This window comes from Sphingomonas sp. 22176, assembly GCF_052045505.1.
GTDB lineage: Bacteria > Pseudomonadota > Alphaproteobacteria > Sphingomonadales > Sphingomonadaceae > Sphingomonas.
Genome location: NZ_JBQEPL010000003.1, coordinates 325,671 through 347,808, shown reverse-complemented (window position 1 = coordinate 347,808; position 22,138 = coordinate 325,671). Strand labels below are relative to the sequence as shown.

21 protein-coding genes and 1 tRNA gene are annotated in these 22,138 nt (G+C 67.7%); 11 read left to right on the top strand and 11 right to left on the bottom strand.

Translation table 11 applies throughout. The annotated features are described in order from the left end of the window. The first annotated feature begins 101 nt into the window (after positions 1-101). The 5 genes from ACTJKY_RS13560 to ACTJKY_RS13540 are packed head-to-tail and all read left to right on the top strand — an operon-like array spanning position 102 to position 4,798. On the top strand, positions 102-989 hold the full coding sequence (locus tag ACTJKY_RS13560; protein ID WP_440846665.1) for a DUF481 domain-containing protein: 888 nt from the start codon (positions 102-104) through the stop codon (positions 987-989). A 56-nt stretch (positions 990-1,045) separates the two neighbouring features. Next, complete coding sequence (locus ACTJKY_RS13555) at positions 1,046-2,254, top strand: hydrolase (protein ID WP_440846664.1); 1,209 nt, start codon at positions 1,046-1,048, stop codon at positions 2,252-2,254. Beyond that, a complete protein-coding gene (locus tag ACTJKY_RS13550) occupies positions 2,251-3,267 on the top strand; it encodes an arginine N-succinyltransferase (protein WP_440846663.1) in 1,017 nt (338 codons plus the stop codon). Before ACTJKY_RS13555 ends, ACTJKY_RS13550 begins: the two co-directional genes overlap by 4 nt. After that, positions 3,267-4,526 (top strand): N-succinylarginine dihydrolase, encoded by a 1,260-nt coding sequence (locus ACTJKY_RS13545; RefSeq protein WP_440846662.1) that lies wholly within the window; start codon positions 3,267-3,269, stop codon positions 4,524-4,526. Before ACTJKY_RS13550 ends, ACTJKY_RS13545 begins: the two co-directional genes overlap by 1 nt. Positions 4,527-4,585: 59 nt before the next feature. Next, entirely contained in the window at positions 4,586-4,798 is a 213-nt protein-coding gene (locus ACTJKY_RS13540; RefSeq protein WP_121076869.1) for a hypothetical protein, read from the top strand. A gap of 47 nt (positions 4,799-4,845) precedes the next feature. Here the strand turns inward: ACTJKY_RS13540 and ACTJKY_RS13535 are convergent. Further along, positions 4,846-4,922, bottom strand: a tRNA-Arg gene (locus ACTJKY_RS13535). Between the two features lie 83 nt (positions 4,923-5,005). Between ACTJKY_RS13535 and ACTJKY_RS13530 the strand changes: the two genes are divergently transcribed. Further along, positions 5,006-5,503, top strand: coding sequence for a hypothetical protein (locus ACTJKY_RS13530; RefSeq protein WP_440846661.1), 498 nt, complete (start codon positions 5,006-5,008; stop codon positions 5,501-5,503). 5 nt (positions 5,504-5,508) lie between these two features. Here ACTJKY_RS13530 and ACTJKY_RS13525 read toward each other — a convergent pair whose 3' ends face one another. Together ACTJKY_RS13525 and ACTJKY_RS13520 are read right to left on the bottom strand one after the other, a co-directional pair. Continuing rightward, on the bottom strand, positions 5,509-6,021 hold the full coding sequence (locus tag ACTJKY_RS13525) for a tetratricopeptide repeat protein (protein ID WP_440846850.1): 513 nt from the start codon (positions 6,019-6,021) through the stop codon (positions 5,509-5,511). Between the two features lie 29 nt (positions 6,022-6,050). Beyond that, positions 6,051-7,238 (bottom strand): RsmB/NOP family class I SAM-dependent RNA methyltransferase, encoded by a 1,188-nt coding sequence (locus ACTJKY_RS13520; RefSeq protein WP_440846660.1) that lies wholly within the window; start codon positions 7,236-7,238, stop codon positions 6,051-6,053. Between the two features lie 323 nt (positions 7,239-7,561). On the opposite strand from ACTJKY_RS13520, the gene ACTJKY_RS13515 reads away from it, so the two are divergent. After that, entirely contained in the window at positions 7,562-9,124 is a 1,563-nt protein-coding gene (locus ACTJKY_RS13515) for a diguanylate cyclase domain-containing protein (protein WP_440846659.1), read from the top strand. Between the two features lie 5 nt (positions 9,125-9,129). Here the strand turns inward: ACTJKY_RS13515 and guaB are convergent, their stop codons facing one another. The 3 genes from guaB to ACTJKY_RS13500 form a co-directional block, all read right to left on the bottom strand. Beyond that, positions 9,130-10,587, bottom strand: a complete 1,458-nt coding sequence (gene guaB / locus ACTJKY_RS13510; RefSeq protein ID WP_440846658.1) for an IMP dehydrogenase — start codon at positions 10,585-10,587, stop codon at positions 9,130-9,132. A gap of 76 nt (positions 10,588-10,663) precedes the next feature. Beyond that, complete coding sequence (locus ACTJKY_RS13505) at positions 10,664-11,062, bottom strand: hypothetical protein (protein WP_440846657.1); 399 nt, start codon at positions 11,060-11,062, stop codon at positions 10,664-10,666. A 49-nt stretch (positions 11,063-11,111) separates the two neighbouring features. Further along, complete coding sequence (locus tag ACTJKY_RS13500; protein ID WP_440846656.1) at positions 11,112-11,930, bottom strand: HpcH/HpaI aldolase/citrate lyase family protein; 819 nt, start codon at positions 11,928-11,930, stop codon at positions 11,112-11,114. A gap of 51 nt (positions 11,931-11,981) precedes the next feature. On the opposite strand from ACTJKY_RS13500, the gene ACTJKY_RS13495 reads away from it, so the two are divergent. The 3 genes from ACTJKY_RS13495 to ACTJKY_RS13485 are packed head-to-tail and all read left to right on the top strand — an operon-like array spanning position 11,982 to position 15,270. Then, entirely contained in the window at positions 11,982-12,965 is a 984-nt protein-coding gene (locus tag ACTJKY_RS13495) for an SPFH domain-containing protein (protein ID WP_121076855.1), read from the top strand. Positions 12,966-12,973: 8 nt separating this feature from the next. Next, positions 12,974-13,432: an NfeD family protein gene (locus ACTJKY_RS13490; RefSeq protein ID WP_440846655.1), complete on the top strand. Its 459-nt coding sequence runs from the start codon at positions 12,974-12,976 to the stop codon at positions 13,430-13,432. A gap of 20 nt (positions 13,433-13,452) precedes the next feature. Beyond that, positions 13,453-15,270: a DUF885 domain-containing protein gene (locus ACTJKY_RS13485; RefSeq protein ID WP_440846654.1), complete on the top strand. Its 1,818-nt coding sequence runs from the start codon at positions 13,453-13,455 to the stop codon at positions 15,268-15,270. A 36-nt stretch (positions 15,271-15,306) separates the two neighbouring features. On the opposite strand, the gene ACTJKY_RS13480 is transcribed toward ACTJKY_RS13485, so the two are convergent. From ACTJKY_RS13480 to carA, 5 genes are all read right to left on the bottom strand, one after another. Further along, positions 15,307-15,933 (bottom strand): rhomboid family intramembrane serine protease, encoded by a 627-nt coding sequence (locus ACTJKY_RS13480; protein WP_440846653.1) that lies wholly within the window; start codon positions 15,931-15,933, stop codon positions 15,307-15,309. 8 nt (positions 15,934-15,941) lie between these two features. After that, complete coding sequence (greA, locus tag ACTJKY_RS13475) at positions 15,942-16,418, bottom strand: transcription elongation factor GreA (RefSeq protein ID WP_440846652.1); 477 nt, start codon at positions 16,416-16,418, stop codon at positions 15,942-15,944. Positions 16,419-16,641: 223 nt separating this feature from the next. Further along, a complete protein-coding gene (gene carB / locus ACTJKY_RS13470; protein ID WP_440846651.1) occupies positions 16,642-19,971 on the bottom strand; it encodes a carbamoyl-phosphate synthase large subunit in 3,330 nt (1,109 codons plus the stop codon). Next, positions 19,971-20,333, bottom strand: a complete 363-nt coding sequence (locus tag ACTJKY_RS13465; protein ID WP_440846650.1) for a ribonuclease E inhibitor RraB — start codon at positions 20,331-20,333, stop codon at positions 19,971-19,973. Before ACTJKY_RS13465 ends, carB begins: the two co-directional genes overlap by 1 nt. Further along, positions 20,330-21,493: a glutamine-hydrolyzing carbamoyl-phosphate synthase small subunit gene (carA, locus tag ACTJKY_RS13460; RefSeq protein ID WP_440846649.1), complete on the bottom strand. Its 1,164-nt coding sequence runs from the start codon at positions 21,491-21,493 to the stop codon at positions 20,330-20,332. The genes ACTJKY_RS13465 and carA overlap by 4 nt, the downstream gene beginning before the upstream one ends. A gap of 141 nt (positions 21,494-21,634) precedes the next feature. Between carA and ACTJKY_RS13455 the strand changes: the two genes are divergently transcribed. Continuing rightward, on the top strand, positions 21,635-22,087 hold the full coding sequence (locus tag ACTJKY_RS13455) for a GatB/YqeY domain-containing protein (RefSeq protein WP_440846648.1): 453 nt from the start codon (positions 21,635-21,637) through the stop codon (positions 22,085-22,087). The last annotated feature ends 51 nt before the right edge of the window (positions 22,088-22,138 follow it).

The window sequence follows — 22,138 nt, the reverse complement described above, 5'->3', positions numbered from 1 at the left end:
CCCGCAACCTGTCCGCGCGGCCGCCGCTAAGCCCATGCGTGGTACAGATGGGACCGTCTGCCCTTTTTGCGCCGCGAAATCATGGCTAGGACGAATATGTGATGCGTGCCCTCCTCCTTGCCTTTCCGCTTCTGCTCGCCAACGCCGAGGATCCGCCGATCCCGCCGACGATCAAGGCGATGCTCGACGCGGCAATGAGTTCGGGTAACGAGGCCGATGTCGCGGTCATCGTCAAATATGCCAAGACCGCCGATCCGGCGAGCGCCCCGCTGGTCGCGAAGATCGCCGGCGATTGGCGGTCGAGCCGCCGCGAGGTGACGCAACAGGCGTTGCGCGAGGCCCATTTCCTCCAGCTGGTAAAGGGTCATATCGAGCTCGGCGGCTATGTGCAGACCGGCAATTCGGAAAATATCGGCGTCACCGCCGCTGCCGAGGTAAAGCGCGAAGGCATCGAGTGGCGCCACAAGGTTCGCGTGCAGGCAGACTATCAGGAGAGCCTGGGCATCACCACGCGCGAACGCTATCTCGCCGCGTACGAGCCCAACTGGAAGTTCGATAGCCGCGCCTATATGTACGGCGCCGCACAATATGAAAGCGATCGCTTCTCCGGCTTCGGCGACCGTGTCTCGATGTCGGTCGGTGCCGGCTACAGCGCGATCAAGAGTTCGGCGGTCAAGCTCGATGTCGAACTCGGGCCTGCCTATCGCTACACGCGCTTCATCGGCGCGCCGACCGAGAACAACATCGCGGCGCGCGGCTCGCTCGATTTCGCCTGGAAGTTGTCGCGCGGCATGTCGATCACCCAGCAGGCCTCGGCCTATGTCGAGAGGGACAACAGCACCGTTGCGACCAAGTCGGCGCTGCTGGCCAGGCTGATCGGCCCGCTTTCTGCGCAGTTCAGCTATACCGTCCAATATGAAAGCGCCCCGCCGCTGGGCCGCCTGACCACCGACACCACCAGCCGCGCCGCGCTCGTCGTCGATTTCTGATCCCGCAGCCTGGCCGGGGGTGTTCAACCGCACTGGTTCCGCGCTACCACCTGCCTATGACCATGCTATCCGCGATCGAACGGACGGCGATCGAGCGCGCGCAAGCCGCGCCGATGCTGGAGAGGACCCTGGAGTGGTCGGCAATCAACAGCGGCACCCGCAACCTAGCGGGGCTGTCCGCCATGGCGGCGACGCTGGCCGACGCTTTCTCGGTCCTGCCCGGCGCGCTGGAACTCGTCGAGCCCGAGCCGGTGGAAACGGTGACGCCGGGCGGTGTCGTCGAGCCGCTTGCCCATGGCCGCCACCTGCTGCTGACGGTGCGGCCCAACGCGCCGGTACAGCTGCTGCTGACGGGGCATATGGACACGGTGTTCGCCGCCGATCACCCGTTTCAGCAGGCGCAGTGGCTGGCGGACGGCCGCCTCAACGCCCCCGGTGCGGCCGACATGAAGGGCGGCCTGTCCCTGATGCTCGCCGCACTGGAAGCGGCCGAAGCGAGCCCGATGGCCGAGCGCCTGGGCTATACGGTGCTGATCAACTCGGACGAGGAGACGGGGTCGCTTTCGTCGCGGGGGCTGATCGCCCGCGTCGCGCAGGGCAAGGCGGCCGCGCTCACCTATGAGCCTGCGCTACCCGACGGGACGCTCGCCGGCGCACGGGGCGGTACGGGCAATTTCTCGCTCGTGGTCCACGGCCGCAGCGCCCATGCGGGCCGCAACCCCGAAGAAGGCCGCAACGCACTCGTCGCCGCAGCAGCGCTGGCGGTGATGCTGGCGGACGCGAAAGCGCCAGGCCTGTCGGTGAACCCCGCGCGAATCGATGGCGGCGGCCCGAACAATGTCGTGCCGGATCTCGCCATTTTGCGGGTGAACTTCCGCCCCGGCGACGCTGCCGCCACCGCCCGGGCTCAGGCCGCGCTCGACACCGCGACCGCGCAGGTCTCCGCCGCGCACGAGGTGCGGATCGAACTGCACGGCAGCTTCAACCGACCGCCCAAGCCGATCGACCCGCCCGCCGGCCGCCTGTTCGATCTCGTCCGCGATGCCGGCGCCGATCTCGGCATATCCATCGCCTGGAAGGCGACCGGCGGCGTGTGCGACGGCAATAACATTGCCGCCTGCGGGGTGCCGGTGGTCGACACCATGGGCGCCCGCGGCGGCGCCATCCATTCCATGGAGGAATTTCTGATCCCCGAAAGCCTGCCCGAGCGCGCCGCGCTCTCGGTCCTCACCCTTCTCCGCCTTGCCGAGCGGGGCCGGCCATGAGCAGCTTCCGCATCCGCGCCGCGCGCGACGAGGATCTTCAGCATTTGTATGAAATGGCGAAGCTAACCGGCGGTGGCTTCACCAATTTGCCGCCGGACAAGCCCGCCCTGCGCGCCAAGCTCGATCGCAGCCATGCGGCCTTTGCGCGTGGCGAAGATGCGGAGGTGGCGGACGACCTGTTCGTGCTGATTCTCGAAAATGTCGAGACCGGCGACGTGCGCGGCACCTGCCAGATCTTTACCCGCGTCGGCGACAAATGGCCTTTCTACAGCTACCGTATCGGCACGGTTACCAAGCACAGTCAGGAACTTAAGCGCACTTTCCGCGCAGAAATCTTAAGTCTGGTAAACGATCTCGAAGGCTGCAGCGAGGTCGGTGGATTGTTCCTCCACCCGGGCGAACGCGCCGGCGGCCTCGGCCTGCTGCTCGCCCGCGCGCGCTACCTGTTCATCGCCCAGCATCGCGCGCGCTTCGCTGACCGCATCCTGGCCGAACTGCGCGGGGTGATCGACGAAGCAGGCGGCTCGCCTTTTTGGGACGGTGTCGCCGGGCGCTTCTTCGGCATGAATTTCCAGCAGGCGGACGAGTTCAACGCCACCCATGGCAACCAGTTCATCGCCGACCTGATGCCCAAGCATCCGGTCTATACCGCGATGCTCTCCGAAAGCGCGCGGGGCGTCATAGGCCTGCCCCACCCTTCCGGCCGCGCGGCGATGCGGATGCTGGAAAATGAAGGCTTTGCGTTCGAAAGTTATATCGACATCTTCGATGGCGGCCCAACTATGACCGCCCGCACCGATCAGGTGAAGACCGTTCGTGAGGCCCAGCGCGCGACCATAGCGGCGATCGCCGGCGGCGGCGAGCCGGCGCTGGTCGCCTCGGGCGCTCTGTCCGAATTCCAGTCGGCGCTCGCCCAGATTACCCCGTCCGAGGGCGGCATCACCCTCGACCCGGTCTCGGCCGAGGCGCTGGGCCTGTCGGTGGGCGACAGCGTGCTGTGGGTGGCGCGCTGATGCTGGTGGAGATAAATTTTGACGGGATCGTCGGACCCAGCCACAATTATGCGGGTCTGAGCCCGGGTAACCTTGCCGCCACGCGCAACCGCGGGGCCTCGTCGCACCCCCGCGCTGCTGCACTGCAAGGCATCGCCAAGATGCGCGCCAATCTCGCGCTCGGGCTGCACCAGGGCATCCTGCTGCCGCACATTCGGCCCGACCATGCATGGCTAGCCCAGCTTGGGCTGCGCTACGAGCAGGCGCCGCCGCACAGCCAGGCGCAGGCGCTCTCCGCCTCGCCGATGTGGGCTGCCAACGCCGCCACCGTCTCGCCCGCACCCGACACCGCCGACGGCCGCTGCCATTTGAGCGTCGCCAACCTGGTAACGATGCCCCATCGCAGCCATGAGTGGCCGGAGACGCTGGCGCAGCTCCGCCTCGCCTTTGCCGATCCCGCCTTCGCGGTCCACGGCCCGGTGCCCGCGCCCTTCGGCGACGAAGGCGCGGCCAATCATATGCGACTGGCGCCCGGCCACGATGCGCCGGGCGTGGAGATATTCGTCTACGGCATCGCAGGCGGCCCCTTCCCGGCCCGCCAGCACCCGGATGCCAGCGCTGCGGTCGCGCGGCGGCACCTGCTCGATCCCGAGCGCACCCTGTTCGTCCAGCAGTCCGAAGAGGCGATCGCCGCCGGTGCCTTCCACAACGATGTCGTCGCCGTGGCCAACGGCCGGGTGCTGTTCGCACACGAACAGGCCTTTGCCGACAAGGACCGCTTCTACGATCGCCTCCGCACCGCAATGCCCGAGGTCGAGATCGTCGAAGTGCCTGCCGACCAAGTGAGCCTCGCCGACGCCATCGCCTCCTATCTGTTCAACGCGCAGCTGGTCACCGTACCGGGTGGCGACACCGTGCTGATCGTGCCGAGCGAGGCGCGCGACACCCCAGCGGTGTGGAACTGGCTGGAAGCACATGTCGCCGGCAACGGACCGATCCGCCGGGTCGAGGTGGTCGATGTGCGCGAATCGATGGCTAATGGCGGCGGCCCCGCCTGCCTCCGCCTGCGCGTTGTCGCCGATCCGAGGAGCATCGACCCACGCTTCCTGGTCGATACTGCCAAGCTCGACCGCATCGCTACGGTCATCGAGGCGCATTGGCCCGAGGCCATTGACCCCAACGCCATCGCCGATCCGGCGCTGATAGCCCGCATCGAAGCCGCGCGCGCGGCGCTGCTGGAGGCGCTCGATCTTGTCGGGTTAATTGACAGTTTACCATGACCGCCGATTGAGAACCGACGCTTTTCCGGGACTGGCACGCGGCTTGCTGCGTGCCGGCCATGCTCTACCGCATCGGCCGCCTCTTCGTGATCAAGTCGAAGTTCGAAGCGTTCCTGGTGATCTTCGGGCTCGCCAATGGCGCGGTCGAGCGCGGCTTCCATTATATGAGCCTGTATCCGGGCGTGGGCGGCAAGCTGCTGTTCGCGGTGTGCCCGATCGCGGTGTTCATGGCCGGCGGCAAGATCCTCGACAGCCTCGAAGCGCGCGCCTGACCCCAGAAACACAAACCCCCGCCGAGCAGCTGCTCTGGCGGGGGATATGGTGCGCCCGGAACGATTCGAACGTCCGACCCTCAGATTCGTAGTCTGATGCTCTATCCAGCTGAGCTACGGGCGCTTGGTGGAGGCGAGCGTTTATCGGCGGAAATCGGAGAGCGCAACCCCGTTGCGCCAAGTTTTCCACAAGCATATGGCGAGCCCATGCGATCGCTCTCCCTTCTCGCCGCTGGCGCCGCACTGCTCGCCGGCTGCGCCCAGTCCGCCACGCGCTATCCCTCGCTGCTACCGCGGGCGAATGAAGGGCTGAACTTCACCGAGCCGGAGCGTCCCGTGCCGCAGGCCACGCCCGATGCGGCGCTGGATGCACGGATCGCTGCGCTCACCGCGAAGATCGATTCGGCGGATGGCGAGTTTCAGACGGCGGCGAAGGATGCTGAGGCGAAGGTCGCCCGCGCCCGCGGCCAGGCAGCGGGGACGAGCCCGTGGCTCGATGCGCAGACTGCGCTCAGCGTGCTCGACGGCATCCGTTCGCGCACCGCGGTTACGCTCGCCGACATGGACCAGCTGCGAATCGAGCGTGCCCAGGGTGGCCAGCCGGACTATCCGGCGCTCCAGGCCGCCATGGACCGCGCCGCCGCAATCGTCGCCGCGCAGGAAAGCCGTGCGCGGGCGCTGGAGGCGGCGATCGCCTCCAGCTGAGCCGCTTAGGGCTTGGCCGCTTCCTTGGGCGTATTGTCATTGGCCGCGACCGGGGTCGGCGTCGGCGGCGGGCCCTTGGCGATCGTCGCGGCGAGCGTGGTCGCATCGGCGCAGCCCGTCTTGCAGATCGTCTTGATCTTGGCGAGATTGTCCTTGGCGCGGGTCATCGCACCCTTGCCGACCATCGCCTCACCCTGACCGCGCAGCGCGGTCACGTCGTTGGGATCGAGCTTGAGCGCCTCGCCATAGAAGCGGATCGCCTTGCCGGGAAGGTTCTGCACGCGGGCGATATCGGCCAGCAGCACAAAGGCTTCGCGGTTGCGCGGATCGACCGCCACCGCGCTTTCGAGCAGATCATTGGCCCCGCCAAGGTTGCCCGCCGCCTGCGCACTGCGCGCCTGGCGGACCAGCTCGACCGAGCGGGGTTCCAGCTGGCTGTCGGGCCGCTGCGCGCTCAGGCTGGTCGAAACCGTCAGCACCAGCAGCGCCGCCGCCACCGAGATCGTCGTGAACCGCATCAACATCTCCGAAACTCCATCGCCACGGGCTAGCATTGCCGCACCAGCTTCGCGACAAAAAACCCGTCGGTCGTGTCGTGCAGCGGCGTGAGCCGCAGCCCCTCGCCCCGGGGACGCCCTGCGGGGGCATCGAGCGGCACCGTCGCCCAGCCGGGCTGCGCCGCCACGAAGCGATCGACCTGCCCCGCCCCCTCGGCATCGAGCAGCGAGCAGACGATATGCACCAGTGCCCCGCCCGGCCGCACCAGCCGTGCGGCAACGTCGAGCAGATGCGCCTGGGTATCGACATAGCGATCGAGCTGCGGCGGGGTCAGCCGCCAGCGCGCCTCCGGATTGCGCCGCCACGTGCCGGTACCCGAGCAGGGCGCGTCGACCACGACCAGATCCGCCTGCTCGCGCCAATCGGCTAGCGCTTCGGCTTCGCGCGCGGGGTTGAGCAGCAGCGTCTCGGCGATGGTGACGCCCGCGCGCTCGGCCCGCGGCATCAACTTCGAGAGACGCGCCCGGTCGACGTCGCAGGCGAGGATCCGGCCCTGGTTGGCCATCGCGGCCGCCAGCGCCAGCGTCTTGCCGCCGCCGCCCGCGCAGAGATCGATTACCGTCATGCCGGGTGCTGCACCCGCCAGGGCGCTGACCAGCTGGCTGCCGGCATCCTGCACCTCGAAGCCGCCTTCGGCATAGGCGTCGCTGCGATCGACCGGCATGTCCTCGGGCAGCCGCAGCGCATCGGGGGCGAAGGCGAGCCGTTCGGCGCCGTCGAACAGTGCGGCCACGGCGTCGGGGGTCATCTTCAGCCGGTTGACCCGCAGGTCGAGCGGGGCGCGGTCGAGCAGTGCCATCCGCTCGTCCGCATCGAGCCCCGATGCCTCGAACGCCGCCTCCAGCCATGCCGGGGCAACGCCCTGCCTCGCCACCGGTTCGCCCTCGGCGATCGCGGCAGGTCCATAGCGCGAGCCGTCGAACAGGTCGGCCAGCGCCGGCTGGGCGTGTGCAACCGCCAGCATCGCCGCGCGGCCGGACACCGGCACCTCCCCGCACAGCCGGATCGCATCATAAACGAGGCCGCGCACCGCTCGCCGGTCCTTGGAGCCGGCGAAGCGCCGCTCGGCGAACCAGCGCGCGAGGATCACGTCGGCAGCGGCACCGCGGTTGCGCGCGGCCGCGATCACCTGATCGAGCAGGTCGATCGCCATCTGTACACGTGCGGCAGGAGTCATGCCGGCAGCGCTAGGCCGAACGCCTGCGGAATGCAAAGCACCTGCGGCTCGCGGCGGATAGCCAGCACGCGCAATCCTTTGTACACCCCGGCTTTCGCATGGGGTGCGATGTGGGGATCGTGGATAAGAGTTCGGTGCGGCGCGTTACGATATGGGCCCTGCTTCGCGCATGGAGCATGCTGGCCCTGGGGTGCATGGTCGCGCCCTGGCCCGCTCACGCGGTGCCGATCCCGCTCGATTCGCGCGTTTGTCACGCCGTTTCGCCGATCAGCGGGCCAGCCGCGGTGCTGCCCGCGCTGCGCTTCCGCTGCGGGGAAAGACCCATGGGCTACCAGTCGACGCGGCTGTGGCTGCAGCTGGACCCGCAGCGCTACGGCATTCGCGGCAAGTCCCCGACGCTGCTCGTCCACCAGACGCGGTTCGATCGGCTGGCGGTCGCCTTTCGCTACGCCGATGGCAGTATCGAATGGCAGGAGGTCCGGGCCGGAGATTTCGGGGATCATTGGCGGCCCGGTGCGCAGATCGCATTCACGCCGCGCGACCAGAAGACCGCCCTCACCTCGATCACGCTGCGGGTCGACCGGCTGGCGAGCTATCCGCTGCTGCGGCTCCGCCTGATGGGGGCGGGCGAAGCAGGGATCGAAACCGCCGTCCTCGGCGCATTGATCGGGGCGGCGCTCACGCTGGTGCTGGCAGGGGCGGCCTATAACCTGTCACTCGCCATCGGCACGCGCCGCGGCTATCTCGGCTGGCAAGGCGCCTGGGCGGCCACCGTATTCCTGTGGGGGGCGATCTGGTCGCAATTCGGCCTGCTGCTCCTGCCGGGCATGGCGGGAACCACGGCAGCGCAGACCAGCACCGCACTTTCCGCCCTATCGATCCTGCTTGCCACCCTGAGCGCAACGAGCGCGCTGGAGAAGGGTCGGATACCCGCGCCACTGCGCGCGACCGCGCTGGCGCTCGGCATCGCCGTCGCCGCGATCGGGATCCCCGCGACCCTGGCGCGCGGGCCGTTGATCGAGAGCGTCGGCCCGCCGCTCGCTGTCGCCGTGCTGGGCAATCTGGTGGCCGTGCTCGCCTGCCTGATCGTCGGCGCACGTCGCGGCAGCGTCGAGGCGCGCGACTTGCTCGCCGCCTGGTCGGTGCCGATGGCGGCACTGGGATTCACCCAACTGGTCGATCTCGGCACGTCGTTCTGGGGTGGTGGTCCCCAGATCCTGGTATTGTTCGCCTCCGCCTGGCAGACACTGTGGCTGTCCTTCGCCGCCAGCCGCCGGCTCGCCCGCATGCGCACCGAGCGCGATCTTGCCCGTGCCGCCGAGGCGCGCGCCAGCCGGCTCGCCGAGCATGATCCGCTGACGGCGATCCGCAACCGCCGGGGGTTTCTGGAAGCGGCCGACGCGCTGATCGCCACGGCGGCGCGCACGCAGGCATCAGTGGCGTTGCTGCTGGTCGATATCGACCGGTTCAAGGCGATCAACGACGAGCATGGCCATGACGCGGGCGATATCGTGCTGTGTACGATCGCGACGCAACTGGCGCACTGGGAAGGTCCGACCTGCGTGGTCGCCCGGCTCGGCGGCGAGGAGTTCGCGCTGTTGACGATTGCCGCCGACCCGACCGCGATCGATTTTGCAGAGCAGGTGCGCGAGGCGGTCGCTGCCTGCGATCATCGCACGGCGATCGGCGACCGGCAGGTGACTATCAGCATCGGCGTCGCCGAAGGGCGGCACCGGATCGACCTCGCCAAGCTGTATCGTGAAGCGGATCGCGCGCTCTATGCGGCGAAGCGCGGCGGCCGCAACCAGGTCCGCCATGCCGACACGGTTCCGATGCCAGTGCCGGTGCCGGTCGCGAACGAGCAAAGGCCCGCTGCGACCGGCTAGAACGCTCAGCGCGTCGGGTAGTTGGGTGCCTCGCGGGTGATCGTCACGTCGTGGACGTGGCTTTCCTTGAGGCCGGCATTGGTGATGCGCACGAAGCGCGCCTTTTGCTGGAATTCCGGGATGGTGCCGGCGCCGACATAGCCCATCGAGGCCTTCACACCGCCGACCAGCTGGTGGATCACGTCGCGCGCCGGGCCCTTGTACGGCACCTGGCCCTCGATGCCTTCCGGCACCAGCTTGAGCTGGTCCTTGATGTCCTGCTGGAAGTAGCGGTCGGCCGAGCCCTTGGCCATCGCACCGACCGAGCCCATGCCGCGATACGACTTGTAGGCGCGGCCCTGGTACAGGAAGGTCTCGCCCGGCGCTTCCTCGGTACCCGCGAGCAGCGAACCGATCATCGCGGCGCTTGCGCCGGCGGCCAGCGCCTTGGCGATGTCGCCCGAGGTGCGGATGCCGCCATCGGCGATCACCGGAACCCCCGACTTGGCGGCTTCGTTGGCCGCGTCCATCACCGCGGTGAGCTGCGGCACGCCGACGCCGGCGACGACGCGGGTGGTGCAGATCGAGCCCGGGCCGATGCCGACCTTGAGGCCATCCGCGCCTGCATCGATCAGCGCGCGTGCGGCTTCGGCGGTCGCGATGTTGCCGGCGATCACCTGGACGCGATTGGAAAGCTTCTTCACCCGCTCGACCGCGCGGCTGACGTCCTTGTTGTGGCCGTGCGCGGTGTCGATCACGATCAGGTCGACTTCGGCGTCGACCAGCGCCTCGGTGCGCGCGAAGCCCTTGTCGCCCACAGTGGTCGCCGCGGCGACGCACAGGCGACCGGTGCCGTCCTTGGTGGCGTGCGGATAGGTGACGGCCTTTTCGATGTCCTTCACCGTGATCAGGCCGACGCAGCGATAGCCTTCGTCCACGACCAGCAGCTTCTCGATCCGGCGCTGGTGGAGCAGGCGGCGCGCCTCTTCCTGCGCGACGCCGACCTTCACCGTGGCGAGGTTCTGGTGGGTCATCAGCTCGGAGACGAGCTGGTTGGGGTTCTCGGCGAAGCGGACGTCCCGATTGGTCAGGATGCCGACGAGCTTGCCGCTGGCTTCCACGATCGGGATGCCGCTGATCCGGTGCCGCGCCATCAGCGCCTGCGCCTCGGCGAGCGTACCGGTGGGCGCCATGGTGATCGGGTTGACGACCATGCCGCTCTCGAACCGCTTCACCGCGCGGACCGCCTCGCACTGCTCGTCCACCTCCATGTTGCGATGGAGCACACCGATGCCGCCGAGCTGCGCCATCACGATCGCCATGTCGGCTTCGGTGACGGTATCCATCGCCGAGGAGAGGATCGGGATGTTGAGGGCAAGGTTCTTCGTCACGAAGGTGCGCGTATCCGCCATGCTCGGCACGATTTCGGATTCGCCCGGATAGAGGAGGACGTCGTCGAACGTGAGGCCGAGGGGGATTTCCATGGGGTGCGCCAAATCCTTGAGTCGAATGTTGGCGGCCCATGTAACCGCAAGGGTGCGGATGCGCTAGGGGGCAGCGTCAGGCGTCGACCGATGGGAGCGCCGGATAGAATTGCACGCGTTCGATTTCGATCTGCCGCCGGAGGACCTGGGCAAGCTTGCGGGAGGCGACGACATAGTCCGGCCACTCGGCCACGGCGCGGGTGGTCGGCCAGGCGACGGTATGGTCGGTATAGAACATCCGCATCTGGAGATTGCCGGCGCGCACCGCCTGCACCGCCGCCGCCCGGGCACCGCCCTCGGCCGTCGCGGCGTTGAACAGCAGGTCCATGGCCCGGCGCCGCGCCGCAACCGCGCGGGCGGTCTGGTAGCGGAGTCGGGAAAGCTCGGCGACGTCGCAGCAGGGCATGGCGAGGAGCGCCTCGATCGCCCCGATCGCCTGGAGCAGCGTCCTGTCGAGCTTGTGCAGATTGCCCATATATTAGACATAGATCAACTGCAGGCGGAGCGAATGCCGGCGCGGCGATTTATTCGACTTCCCCAGCACGTTGGAGAAGCAGCCGGGCCTGGGCCACGTGCATCGCCTCGATCATGCGGTCGCGGAAGCGCTCAGCACCGCCTTGGGCGGCGGCGAGCAGGGCGCGGGCATCGGCGATTTCCTCGGCGGTCGCGCCGAAGGCCTCTGCGGCGATCGCAATCTGGCCCGGGTGGATCAACGTCTTGCCGTCATAGCCCAGCGCGCGCCCCTCGCGGCACTCGGCAGCGAGGCCTTCGGCATCGGCGAGCGCGTTGAACACGCCATCGAGCGCCCAGGCATTTCCCGCCCGCGCCGCGAGCACCACGGTCTGCAGCGCCAGCGACAGCCCGCCCCGCCCCGCCGCCGAGGGAATGCCGAGGGTCGCCTTGAGGTCGTTGGTCCCGGCGATCAATCCCGCGACGCCCGGTTGCGCGGCGATAGCCGCGGCGGCGAGCACCCCGGCGGGCGTCTCGATCATCGCCAGCAGGGGCTTGCCGACTGCCGCGGCGATCCGAGCGGCGGTGTCGGCATCCTCGACCTTGGGAACGACGATCAAATCCGCTGCCGAGCGCGCGGCCGCGGCCAGATCCGCGCCGTGCTCCGCCGAATCGACGCCGTTCACACGGATCGCGGCGATCCGCGCGCCGAAGCCCTCCGCCATCGCCGCCACGGCGGCTTCGCGCGCCGCGTCCTTGTCCTCGGGCTTCACCGCGTCCTCGAGGTCGAGGATCACCATGTCGCAGGCGAGCGTGCGCGCCTTGGCTATCGCGCGCGGGTTTGATGCGGGGAGGAACAGGGCGGTGCGGGGGGCGAGAGCCATGCTGGTCATGGACGTTCTCTATGCTAGCACTAGGCCCCATTGCGAGGGGAGTCGGGGCGTATGGACGTGCTTTTCGTGTTTCTGGCCGGGCTGGTGGCGCTGGTGCTGTTCTACCTGCTGGCCAGCGTGAAGATCGTGACCCAGGGCTATCAGTACACGATCGAGCATTTCGGCCGCTTCACCACCGTCGCCGCGCCCGGCTTCAACTTCTACCCCGCCTTTTTCTATCGTGTCGGTCGCAAGGTGAACATGATGGAGCAGGTGATCGACATTCCCGGCCAGGAAATCATCACCAAGGACAATGCGATGATCTCCACCGACGGGGTGGTGTTCTTCCAGGTGCTCGACGCCGCCAAGGCCGCCTATGAAGTGTCCGACCTGTATGTCGCGCTGCTCCAGCTGACGACGACGAACCTCCGCACCGTGATGGGCTCGATGGACCTCGACGAGACCCTGTCCAAGCGCGACGAGATCAATGCTCGGCTGCTCTCGGTGGTCGACCATGCGACGACGCCCTGGGGAGTGAAGATCACCCGCGTCGAGATCAAGGACATCCGCCCGCCCGCAGACATCGTCAACGCGATGGGCCGCCAGATGAAGGCGGAGCGCGAGAAGCGTGCCAACATCCTTGAGGCCGAAGGCAGCCGCCAGTCGGAGATCCTGCGCGCCGAGGGCCAGAAGCAGGCACGGATCCTGGAGGCCGAGGGCCGCCGCGAATCCGCCTTCCGCGACGCCGAGGCCCGCGAGCGCGCCGCCCAGGCGGAGGCGGAGGCGACCCGGCTGGTCTCCGACGCGATCGAGTCCGGCAGCGCCGCCTCGCTCAACTATTTCATCGCGCAAAAGTACGTCGAGGCGGTCGGCAAGTTCGCCACCTCGCCCAATGCCAAGACGATCCTGTTCCCGGTCGAGGCGACGCAGCTGATCGGCACCCTGGGCGGCATCGGCGAGCTGGCCCGGGACGCGCTGTCCGGCGGTGCGCCCAAGCCCCCCGCCCCGCCCGCACCGCCGGCCCGCCGTCCGGGTCCCTTCGACCAGCAGGATTGATCGCAGCGTTGGACTGGCTGCAGCACCCGCCCCTGCTCTGGCTGATCGCCGCGGTCGCGCTGGGGATCGCCGAACTGGTGGTGCCGGGCGTGTTCCTGGTGTTCCTCGCCGCCGCCGCCGCGATCATGGGCGGGCTGGCATTGCTGTTCCCGGACCTGCCGCTTGCCGGGCAGTTGCTTGGCTTTGCCGGCTGGTCGGCCGTCGCCGTGCTGATCGGCCGGCGCTGGTATCACGACTTCCCGGTGCAGAGCGCCGATCCGCTGCTCAACGATCGCGTCGCCCGGCTGGTCGGCGAGGTCGTCACCGTCGTCGAGCCGGTGAGCGACCATGGAGGCCGCGTGCGCGTCGGCGACGGCGAATGGCCGGCCCGCGGTCCCGATGCCCCCGTCGGTGCCTGCGTGCGGATCACCGGCGCCACCGGCGCGACGCTCCGTGTCGCGCCGCTTTCCTCTCCTCCCCAAGACTGAAAACAATCGAGGTCGAAACCATGCGTACTACCCGTCGCGACGTGCTGCTCGGATCGAGCGCCCTGCTGGCCACTTCCGCCGCCGCACACCCCGCGCTTGCCGCCAGCCCGGCCGAAGCCCAGGCCCAGGCGTTGATCGATCGTACTGCCGAGGCGCTGCTGGTGCTCAACCCCGAAGGCGCGTCCAGCCTCGGCATCGACAAGGGCGCACGCGCCGCGCTCAAGCACAAGCTCGGCGACCGCACACCCGCGGGCGTCGCCAAGATGGCCGCACACCTCAAGGCAACGCTCGCCGACATCGCGCGGATAGACGTGAATGCGGTCAGCCCCGAGATGCGCGTCCATCTCGACGTGATCCAGACCGCCTATGAAAACGGCCTGAAGGGCATGGCCTTCCCGTATGGCGATGTCGCGGTGGGGAGCTGGCGCAACACGCCCTATGTCGTGATCCAGAATGTCGGCGCCTATATCGACGTGCCCAAGACGCTCGACAGCGATCACCAGATCGCCACGCGCGACGATGCCGATGCCTATTGCGACCGGCTTGTCGCCTATGCCGGCGCGCTCGACGGCGAGACGGTGCGGCTCCAGCAGGCAGCGAGCGTCGGCGTGATCGCGCCCGACTTCCTGCTCGACAAATGCCTCAAGCAGATCCGCCTCGCCCGCAGCGGCGATCCGGCCAAGTGGGACGTGGTGACCTCGCTCGCCAAGCGGACCGCGACGATGCCGGGCGACTATGACGCGCGCGCGACCAGGATCGCCGCCGAGCAGGTCGGCCCTGCCCTAGACCGCCAGATCGCCGAGCTGGAGAAGCAGCGCGCTCGCGCTACCTCCGACGCCGGCGTGTGGAAGTTCAAGGACGGCGACGCCTATTATGCCTGGGCGCTGAGCGCCGGCACGACCACGACCATGTCGCCGGACGAGGTGCATGCGATGGGCAAGGCGCAGCTCGCCGAGCTCCAGGCCGAGATGGACACGATCCTCAAGACGCTCGGCTATACGCAAGGCTCGGTCGGCGCACGGATGCGCGGGCTCGCCACCGACAAGCGCTTCGCCTTCCCCGAGAATGACGCGGGCCGCGCCGAGATCATCCAGATCCTCCAGAAGAGCATCGACGACATGCGCACCCGCATGCCCCAGGCCTTCCACACGCTGGTCCCCGGCAATGTCGAGGTGAAGCGGATCCCGATCGTCGAGGAAGAAGGCGCGGCCGGCGCCTATGGCGGCCCCGGCACGATCGACGGCAAGGTGCCCGGGCGGCTATGGGTCAATCTGCGCTCTACCGGCATCTGGACGCGGTTCAGCCTGCCCGACCTCGCCTATCACGAGGCAATCCCCGGCCATGCCTGGCAGGGCGAATATACCTTCAAGATGCCGCTCATCCGCTCGCTGCTGCAATTCAACGCCTATTCGGAAGGCTGGGCGCTCTATGCCGAGCAGCTGGGCGACGAACTGGGCGTCTATGCCGAGAACCCGGCGGCAAGGCTGGGCTATCTCCAGTCGCTCGGCTTCCGCGCCTGCCGGCTGGTGGTGGACAGCGGGCTCCACGCCAAGCGCTGGACCCGCGAACAGGCGATCCGCTGGTTCGTCGAGGCGAACGGCTCGTCCGAGGACGAGGTGCAGGGCGAAGTCGATCGCTATTGCTCGTGGCCGGGCCAGGCGTGCGGCTACAAGGTGGGCCACACCGCGATCAACCGCCTGCGGACCAAGGCGAAGGGCGAACTCGGCGACAAGTTCGACTTCCGCGCCTTCAACGACGCGCTGCTGCTGGGCGGCAACGTGCCGATGACCGTGCTCGGCCATGTGATCGACCGGCACATCGCGCTGCGGAAGGCTTGAGAGGATGGGGATCCCGCCCGATCGCGGGCGGGGTCCTCAGGCGTGGCGCCAGCGCCAAAGCAGCATCGGCCGGGCCAGCGCCAGGCCGATCAGGAAGCCGCCGATATGCGCCCAGATCGCGACGGTCACGCCGCCCTGAAGGAAGGCGAAACCCATCAGCAGGTTGACGCCCACCCAGGCGGCCGCGAGCCAGGCGACGTGGACGACCTGCGCCGGGATCGGCCCGATCGCCTTGGCGCGCTGGCGGCCGTAGAGCAGCGAATAGGCGCCGACCACCGCCGAGCTCGCGCCGCTCGCGCCGATCATCGGCGCGGTCGACATCGGGTCCGCCAGCCACTGCGCGCCACACGCGGCATAGGCGCCGATCAGGTAGAGCGTCACCAGCCCCTTGATGCCGATCGCGCGCTCGGCCTCACGGCCCGTAAAGGCCAGCATCAGCATGTTCATGCCGAGATGGGCGAGGCCACCGTGGATCAGCGCGGAGCTGAGCGGGGTCAGCCACACCGGCACCACCGGCCCGGACAGGATCAGACCACCCGAAAGCCGCGCCGGAATGAACCCCGCCGCATATTGGATCTGCACCGCATTGGGCGCAAAATTGGCGATCAGGCTCACCGCCACCGTGACGGCGACGATCACCGTCGTGGCGCTGAACTTCGGCATGGCAGGCCTCAGATGAATTCGACCTTGGAGACCAGATAATAGCGGTCGCCCGCCGGTACCGACACCTCGACCTCTTCGTCGACCTTGCGGCCGATCAGCGCGCGGCCGATCGGCGAATTGTACGAGATACGGCCCTTGCTGGCATCCGCCTCGGTCTGGCCGACGATCTGGTAGGTGACCGGCTTGTCGTCCTCGTCGAGCAGCGTCACGGTCGCGCCGAACACGACCTTGTCGCCCGAAAGCTCCTTGGGGTCGATGATCTGCGCGCGGCTGAGCTTGTCCTCGATGTCGTTGATCGTGGCCTCGACCTGGCCCTGCCGCTCCTTGGCGGCATGATATTCGGCGTTTTCGGAGAGATCGCCGTGCGCACGCGCTTCCTCGATCGCGTCCACGATCAACGGCCGCTCGGCTTTCAGCCGCTTCAACTCTTCGTTGAGCTTCTGATAGCCTTCCGCCAGCATCGGCATCTTCTCGACGGTCGCCATAACGCCCTTGTCCTTCAATACGCCCCCGGGACCGACCGTCGCCCGAAAGCGACGTCCGCACACTTACATCGGTTGGGGAAATCCATTGTGCGAACGCGAATATTAAGATGCGGGACGAAAAACATCAAGGCGGGGGGAGGAAATGCAATAAATTGCCGTCCACCCAAAGCTTTCGCCCCTCCCGCAAGCGGGAGGGGAACGCAGCCCCCTCCCCAACGGCAGATTACCCCCGCGAGGCGAAATACGCCTGGATCGGCTGCACCTCGAAAGGCCGCTCGGCCATCGCCGCGATCGCCCGTGCCGCCGCTACGCTGCCCGGCGCAGTGGTGAAATAGGGCACCTTCTGCGCCAGCGCCGAGGCGCGGATGCTCATCGAGTCCTTCAGCGACTGCCAGCCTTCGGTGGTGTTGAAGATCAGCGCGACGTCGCCGTCCTGGATGCGGTCGACGATGTGCGGACGGCCCTGGGCCACCTTGTTCACCGTCTCCACCGCGATGCCCTCGGCGGCAAGGAACTCGGCCGTGCCGCTGGTCGCGATGATCTTGAAGCCGAGATCGGCCAGGATCTTGACGCCGGGCAGCACCACGGCCTTGTCGCCCTGCTTGACGCTGACGAACACCGTGCCGCCGTCGGGCAACACCGTGCCGGCGCCGAGCTGCGACTTGGCGAAGGCGGTCGCAAAGTCCTTGTCGATGCCCATCACTTCGCCGGTCGACTTCATCTCGGGCGAGAGCACGGGATCGACGCCGGGGAAGCGCGCCCAGGGGAACACCGCTTCCTTCACCGCGATATAATCGATGTCGCGGTCGATCTTGGGCAGGTTCGCCAGCTTCTCGCCCGCCATCACGCGGCTGGCGATCTTGGCGATCGGCGCCCCGATCGCCTTGGCGACGAACGGCACCGTGCGGCTGGCGCGCGGGTTCACCTCGATCAGGTAGACCTCGCCGTCCTTGACCGCGAACTGGATGTTCATCAGGCCCTTCACCTTGAGCGCCCGCGCCAGCGCCACGGTCTGGCGCTCGATCTCGGCGATGATCTCGGCGGGCAGGCTATAGGGCGGGATCGAGCAGGCGCTGTCGCCCGAATGGACGCCGGCTTCCTCGATATGCTGGAGCACGCCCGCCACCACCACATCGGTGCCGTCGGCGATCGCGTCCACGTCCACCTCGATGGCGTCGCGCAGATACTGATCGATCAGCACCGGCGAATCGCCCGAGACCTGCACCGCGGTCTGGATATAGTCGTCGAGCTGCTGGAGGCTGTCGACGATCTCCATCGCCCGGCCGCCCAGCACATAGCTCGGCCGCATCAGCACGGGGTAGCCGATCCGCTCGGCCACGCGCACCGCCTCGTCGCGGCTGCGCGCGATGCCGTTCATCGGCTGCTTGAGGCCCAGCTTGGCGACCAGGTCGGCGAAGCGCTCGCGGTCCTCGGCAAGGTCGATCGCATCGGGGCTGGTGCCGAGGATCGGGATGCCCGCATCCTCCAGCGCCTTGGCGAGGTTGAGCGGGGTCTGGCCGCCGAACTGGACGATCACGCCGACCAGCTCGCCCTTCGACTTTTCGACCTCGAGGATCTCGAGCACGTCCTCGGCGGTCAGCGGCTCGAAATAGAGCCGGTCCGAGGTGTCATAGTCGGTGCTCACCGTTTCCGGGTTGCAGTTGACCATGATCGTCTCATAGCCCGCATCCGCCAGCGCGAAGCAGGCGTGGCAGCAGCAATAGTCGAACTCGATCCCCTGCCCGATCCGGTTCGGGCCGCCACCGAGGATCACCACCTTGCGGCGGTCGCTCGGCTCGGCCTCGTTCTCGGGCTCGCCGAAGCTGGGCGCCTCATAGGTCGAGTACATGTAGGGCGTCTTCGCCTCGAACTCGGCCGCGCAGGTGTCGATCCGCTTGAAGACGGGCCGCACGCCCAGGCGGTGGCGCAGCTTGCGCACCTCGGCCTCAGTCACGCCCCCGGAGATGGCGTTGGCCACCTCGCCGATCAGCCCCGAGCTGCGCGCCATGACTTCGCTGCCCGCGCGCAGGTTGACCGACTTGAGCGCCAGATAGGCCAGCCGCTTGTCGCTGAAGCCCATCGCCTTCAGGCGGCGCATGCCGGCCGCGTCCTGCGGCAGGCCGTTGGTAGCGACGTCCTTCTCGGCGTCGAGGATCTCGGCGATCCGCTCGAGGAACCAGGGGTCGTAGCTGGTGAAGCGCTGGACGTCCTTGACGCTGAAGCCCTCGCGCATCGCCTGCGCCGCGATCAGCAGCCGGTCGGGCGAGCGGACGGTCAGCGCCGCCTCGATCACGTCGCGCGGCGCGCCGACCAGCCGGTCGACATCGTTGAAGCCGCTGAGGCCGGTTTCCAGCCCGCGCAGCGCCTTCTGCAGCGATTCGTGGATCGAGCGGCCGATCGCCATCACTTCGCCGACCGACTTCATCGCCGTGCCCAGCACTGCTTCGGCGCCCTTGAACTTCTCGAAGGCGAAGCGCGGGATCTTGGTGACGACGTAATCGATCGTCGGCTCGAAGCTCGCCGGGGTGGCGCCGGTGATGTCGTTGTCGATCTCGTCGAGCGTGTAGCCCACCGCCAGCTTGGCCGCGACCTTGGCGATCGGGAAGCCGGTCGCCTTGGAGGCCAGCGCCGAGGAGCGGCTGACGCGCGGGTTCATCTCGATCACGATCAGGCGGCCGTCCTTCGGATTGACCGCGAACTGCACGTTGGAACCGCCGGTCTCGACGCCGATCTCCCGGAGACACGCGATCGATGCGTTGCGCATGATCTGGTATTCCTTGTCGGTCAGCGTCAGCGCCGGCGCGACGGTGATCGAATCGCCGGTGTGCGTGCCCATCGGATCGATATTCTCGATCGAGCAGACGATGATGGCATTGTCGTTCCGATCCCGGACGACCTCCATCTCATATTCCTTCCAGCCGAGCAGCGATTCCTCGATCAGCACCTCGGTGGTCGGCGACAGGTCGAGGCCCGAGCGCACGATCGCGATGAACTCCTCGCGATTGTAGGCGATGCCGCCGCCCGATCCGCCCATGGTGAAGCTGGGGCGGATGATCGCCGGCAGCCCGACATAATCGAGCCCGGCGAGCGCCTCGGCCTCGGTGTGGGCGATCGCCGACCGGGCGCTTTCGAGCCCGATCTTGGTCATCGCGTCCTTGAACTTCAGCCGGTCCTCGGCCTTGTCGATCGCATCGGCATCGGCGCCGATCATCGTGACGCCGAACTTCTCCAGCGTGCCGTCGCGGAACAGCGCCAGCGCGGTGTTGAGCGCGGTCTGGCCGCCCATCGTCGGCAGGACGGCGTCGGGCCGCTCCTTCTCGATGATCTTGGCGACGACCGCGGGCGTGATCGGCTCGATATAGGTCGCGTCGGCCAGCTCGGGATCGGTCATGATCGTCGCCGGGTTCGAATTGACCAGGACGATGCGGTAGCCCTCTTCCTTGAGCGCCTTGATCGCCTGCGTGCCCGAATAATCGAACTCGCACGCCTGACCGATGACGATCGGGCCTGCGCCGATGACGAGGATGGACGAGATGTCGGTACGCTTGGGCATCAGTGTTTCATTCCAGTTTCAGCGACGCATCCCCAGCCATCATATTCGAGGCCGAAATGCGCTTCTATGCGCAGACAAAGTTCGGTCAGGGCACGGATCGACGTCTCGTCGGTCGGCTGGCTGCGCTCCAGGAAGAGCCAGCGCGCGCCGCCCTTGGACGTCTCGTCGCCGAGCACGGTGAAGCCCAGCTCCTCGGCCGCATCTTCCAACGCGGCGAGTGCGTCCGCCGAGCCCTTGAAGCTCACATCGATCGGCCGCGCGACGGCGGCGTTGTCGCCATTGGCAGCGAGATTCTCGAAAACGTCCCTGTCGGCCGCCCACTCCTCTTCGAAGCGGGCCGGATCGAACGGGGGGAGGTTCACGCCATCATCCCCACGAACCGCTCGAACAGATAGAGGCTGTCCTGCGGGCCGGGGCTGGCCTCCGGGTGATACTGCACGCTGAACGCCGGGCGGTCGGTGAGCTCGATGCCGGCATTGGAGCCGTCGAACAGCGACACATGGGTCTCGCGGGCGTTTGCCGGCAGGCTCTCGCGCTCGACGGCGAAGCCGTGGTTCATGCTGGTGATCTCCACCGCGCCATCTTCCAGCCGCTTGACCGGATGGTTGGCGCCGCGATGGCCCTGGAACATCTTGGTGGTCTGCGCGCCCACTGCGAGGCCGAGCAGCTGGTGGCCGAGGCAGATGCCGAACAGCGGCTTGCCGGTTTCCAGCAGCTGGCGGATCACCGGCACGGCGTATTCGCCGGTCGCTGCGGGATCGCCCGGGCCGTTGGAGAGGAAGAAGCCGTCCGGGTTGAACGCCATCACCTGCTCGAAGGTCGCGGTGGCGGGGAGCACGGTCACGTCCGCGCCGGCCTGCACCAGGTTGCGGAAGATGTTGCGCTTCGAACCATAGTCGATCGCGACGACCTGCGGGCGCTTGTTTGCGGGGCGGCTGGTGTCATAGCCGGCGCCGAGCTTCCACACGCCGCCTTCCCAGCCGAAATGCGTCTCGCACGAGACGGTGACGGCGAGGTCCATGCCCTCCAGCCCCGGCCAGGCGCGCGCCTTCTCCAGCAGTGCGTCGATGTCGAAATTGCCCGACTTCGAATGCGCGATCACGCCGTTCGGCGCGCCGCCCACGCGGATGCGGCGGGTGAGCGCGCGGGTGTCGATGCCCGACAGGCCGATCCGCTGGTGCTTCGCCATCCAGGCATCGAGATGCTCGGTGCTGCGGAAGTTCGACGGCTCGGTCACGTCCTCGCGGACGATCATGCCCAGCGCATGCGGATCATCGGCCTCGATGTCGTCGGCGTTGGCGCCGACATTGCCGATGTGCGGGAAGGTGAAGTTGATGATCTGACCGGCGAAGCTCGGGTCGGTCATGATCTCCTGATAGCCGGTCATCGCGGTGTGGAAGCACACCTCGCCGACGGCATCGCCTTCGGCACCGAATCCTCGACCCCACAATATCTCGCCGCTCGCCAGAACCAGAACGCCCGTGGCTCCAACGGGCATGGACAAGGGTTTGGCGTCGGCCATTTGGGGCGGGCACTCCTGCTTTGGGTTTGCGATGTTGCTAAGGGCCGCCCGCTAGACCCCATGGCCGGGTGCGTCAATCTGTTAAGTTTTTTGCAGGTCCGCTATGGTTCCCGGCTTACCGTAAAAAGATCGAGAGAAACGATGATTCGCGACGACATCAAGGCTGCGCTGGTTACTGCCATGAAGGGCGGCGACAAGGCGTCGACCGCCACGATCCGCCTGATCCAGAGCGCGATCAAGAACCGCGACATCGAAGCCCGCACCGGCAAGGCGCCCGAGGACGACGATGTGCTGGTCGTCGAGGTGCTGCAGAAGATGGTCAAGCAGCGCCGCGAATCGATCGACATGTATGTGAAGGGCAATCGCCAGGAACTCGCCGACGCCGAGGCCGCCGAGGTGGTGGTGATCGAGCGTTTCCTGCCGACGCAGATGAGCGAAGCCGAGACCACGGCGGCGATCGAGGCGATCAAGGCCGAGCTGGGCGCGGGCGGCATGAAGGACATGGGCCGGGTGATGGCCGAACTGAAGGCGCGGCATGCCGCGCAGCTCGACATGAGCAAGGCGAGCACGCTGGTGAAGGCGGCGCTTTCGTAAGATGGACGACGGGGACCGCTCTGCGCTCCCCCTCCCGCACGCGGGAGGGGG

Excerpts from the sequence above, each read along its gene's own strand:
- ACTJKY_RS13550 (WP_440846663.1), top strand. The coding sequence starts at position 2,251 with ATGAGCAGCTTCCGCATCCGCGCCGCGCGCGACGAGGATCTTCAGCAT.
- ACTJKY_RS13455 (WP_440846648.1), top strand. The coding sequence starts at position 21,635 with ATGATTCGCGACGACATCAAGGCTGCGCTGGTTACTGCCATGAAGGGC.
- ACTJKY_RS13525 (WP_440846850.1), bottom strand. The coding sequence starts at position 6,021 with ATGCGGTTCACGACGATCTCGGTGGCGGCGGCGCTGCTGGTGCTGACG.
- ACTJKY_RS13530 (WP_440846661.1), top strand. The coding sequence starts at position 5,006 with ATGCGATCGCTCTCCCTTCTCGCCGCTGGCGCCGCACTGCTCGCCGGC.
- carA (WP_440846649.1), bottom strand. The coding sequence starts at position 21,493 with ATGGCCGACGCCAAACCCTTGTCCATGCCCGTTGGAGCCACGGGCGTT.
- ACTJKY_RS13520 (WP_440846660.1), bottom strand. The coding sequence starts at position 7,238 with ATGACTCCTGCCGCACGTGTACAGATGGCGATCGACCTGCTCGATCAG.
- ACTJKY_RS13480 (WP_440846653.1), bottom strand. The coding sequence starts at position 15,933 with ATGCCGAAGTTCAGCGCCACGACGGTGATCGTCGCCGTCACGGTGGCG.
- carB (WP_440846651.1), bottom strand. The coding sequence starts at position 19,971 with ATGCCCAAGCGTACCGACATCTCGTCCATCCTCGTCATCGGCGCAGGC.
- ACTJKY_RS13485 (WP_440846654.1), top strand. The coding sequence starts at position 13,453 with ATGCGTACTACCCGTCGCGACGTGCTGCTCGGATCGAGCGCCCTGCTG.
- ACTJKY_RS13495 (WP_121076855.1), top strand. The coding sequence starts at position 11,982 with ATGGACGTGCTTTTCGTGTTTCTGGCCGGGCTGGTGGCGCTGGTGCTG.
- ACTJKY_RS13515 (WP_440846659.1), top strand. The coding sequence starts at position 7,562 with ATGGGCTACCAGTCGACGCGGCTGTGGCTGCAGCTGGACCCGCAGCGC.
- ACTJKY_RS13545 (WP_440846662.1), top strand. The coding sequence starts at position 3,267 with ATGCTGGTGGAGATAAATTTTGACGGGATCGTCGGACCCAGCCACAAT.
- ACTJKY_RS13555 (WP_440846664.1), top strand. The coding sequence starts at position 1,046 with ATGACCATGCTATCCGCGATCGAACGGACGGCGATCGAGCGCGCGCAA.
- ACTJKY_RS13500 (WP_440846656.1), bottom strand. The coding sequence starts at position 11,930 with ATGACCAGCATGGCTCTCGCCCCCCGCACCGCCCTGTTCCTCCCCGCA.
- ACTJKY_RS13560 (WP_440846665.1), top strand. The coding sequence starts at position 102 with ATGCGTGCCCTCCTCCTTGCCTTTCCGCTTCTGCTCGCCAACGCCGAG.
- ACTJKY_RS13505 (WP_440846657.1), bottom strand. The coding sequence starts at position 11,062 with ATGGGCAATCTGCACAAGCTCGACAGGACGCTGCTCCAGGCGATCGGG.
- greA (WP_440846652.1), bottom strand. The coding sequence starts at position 16,418 with ATGGCGACCGTCGAGAAGATGCCGATGCTGGCGGAAGGCTATCAGAAG.
- guaB (WP_440846658.1), bottom strand. The coding sequence starts at position 10,587 with ATGGAAATCCCCCTCGGCCTCACGTTCGACGACGTCCTCCTCTATCCG.
- ACTJKY_RS13540 (WP_121076869.1), top strand. The coding sequence starts at position 4,586 with ATGCTCTACCGCATCGGCCGCCTCTTCGTGATCAAGTCGAAGTTCGAA.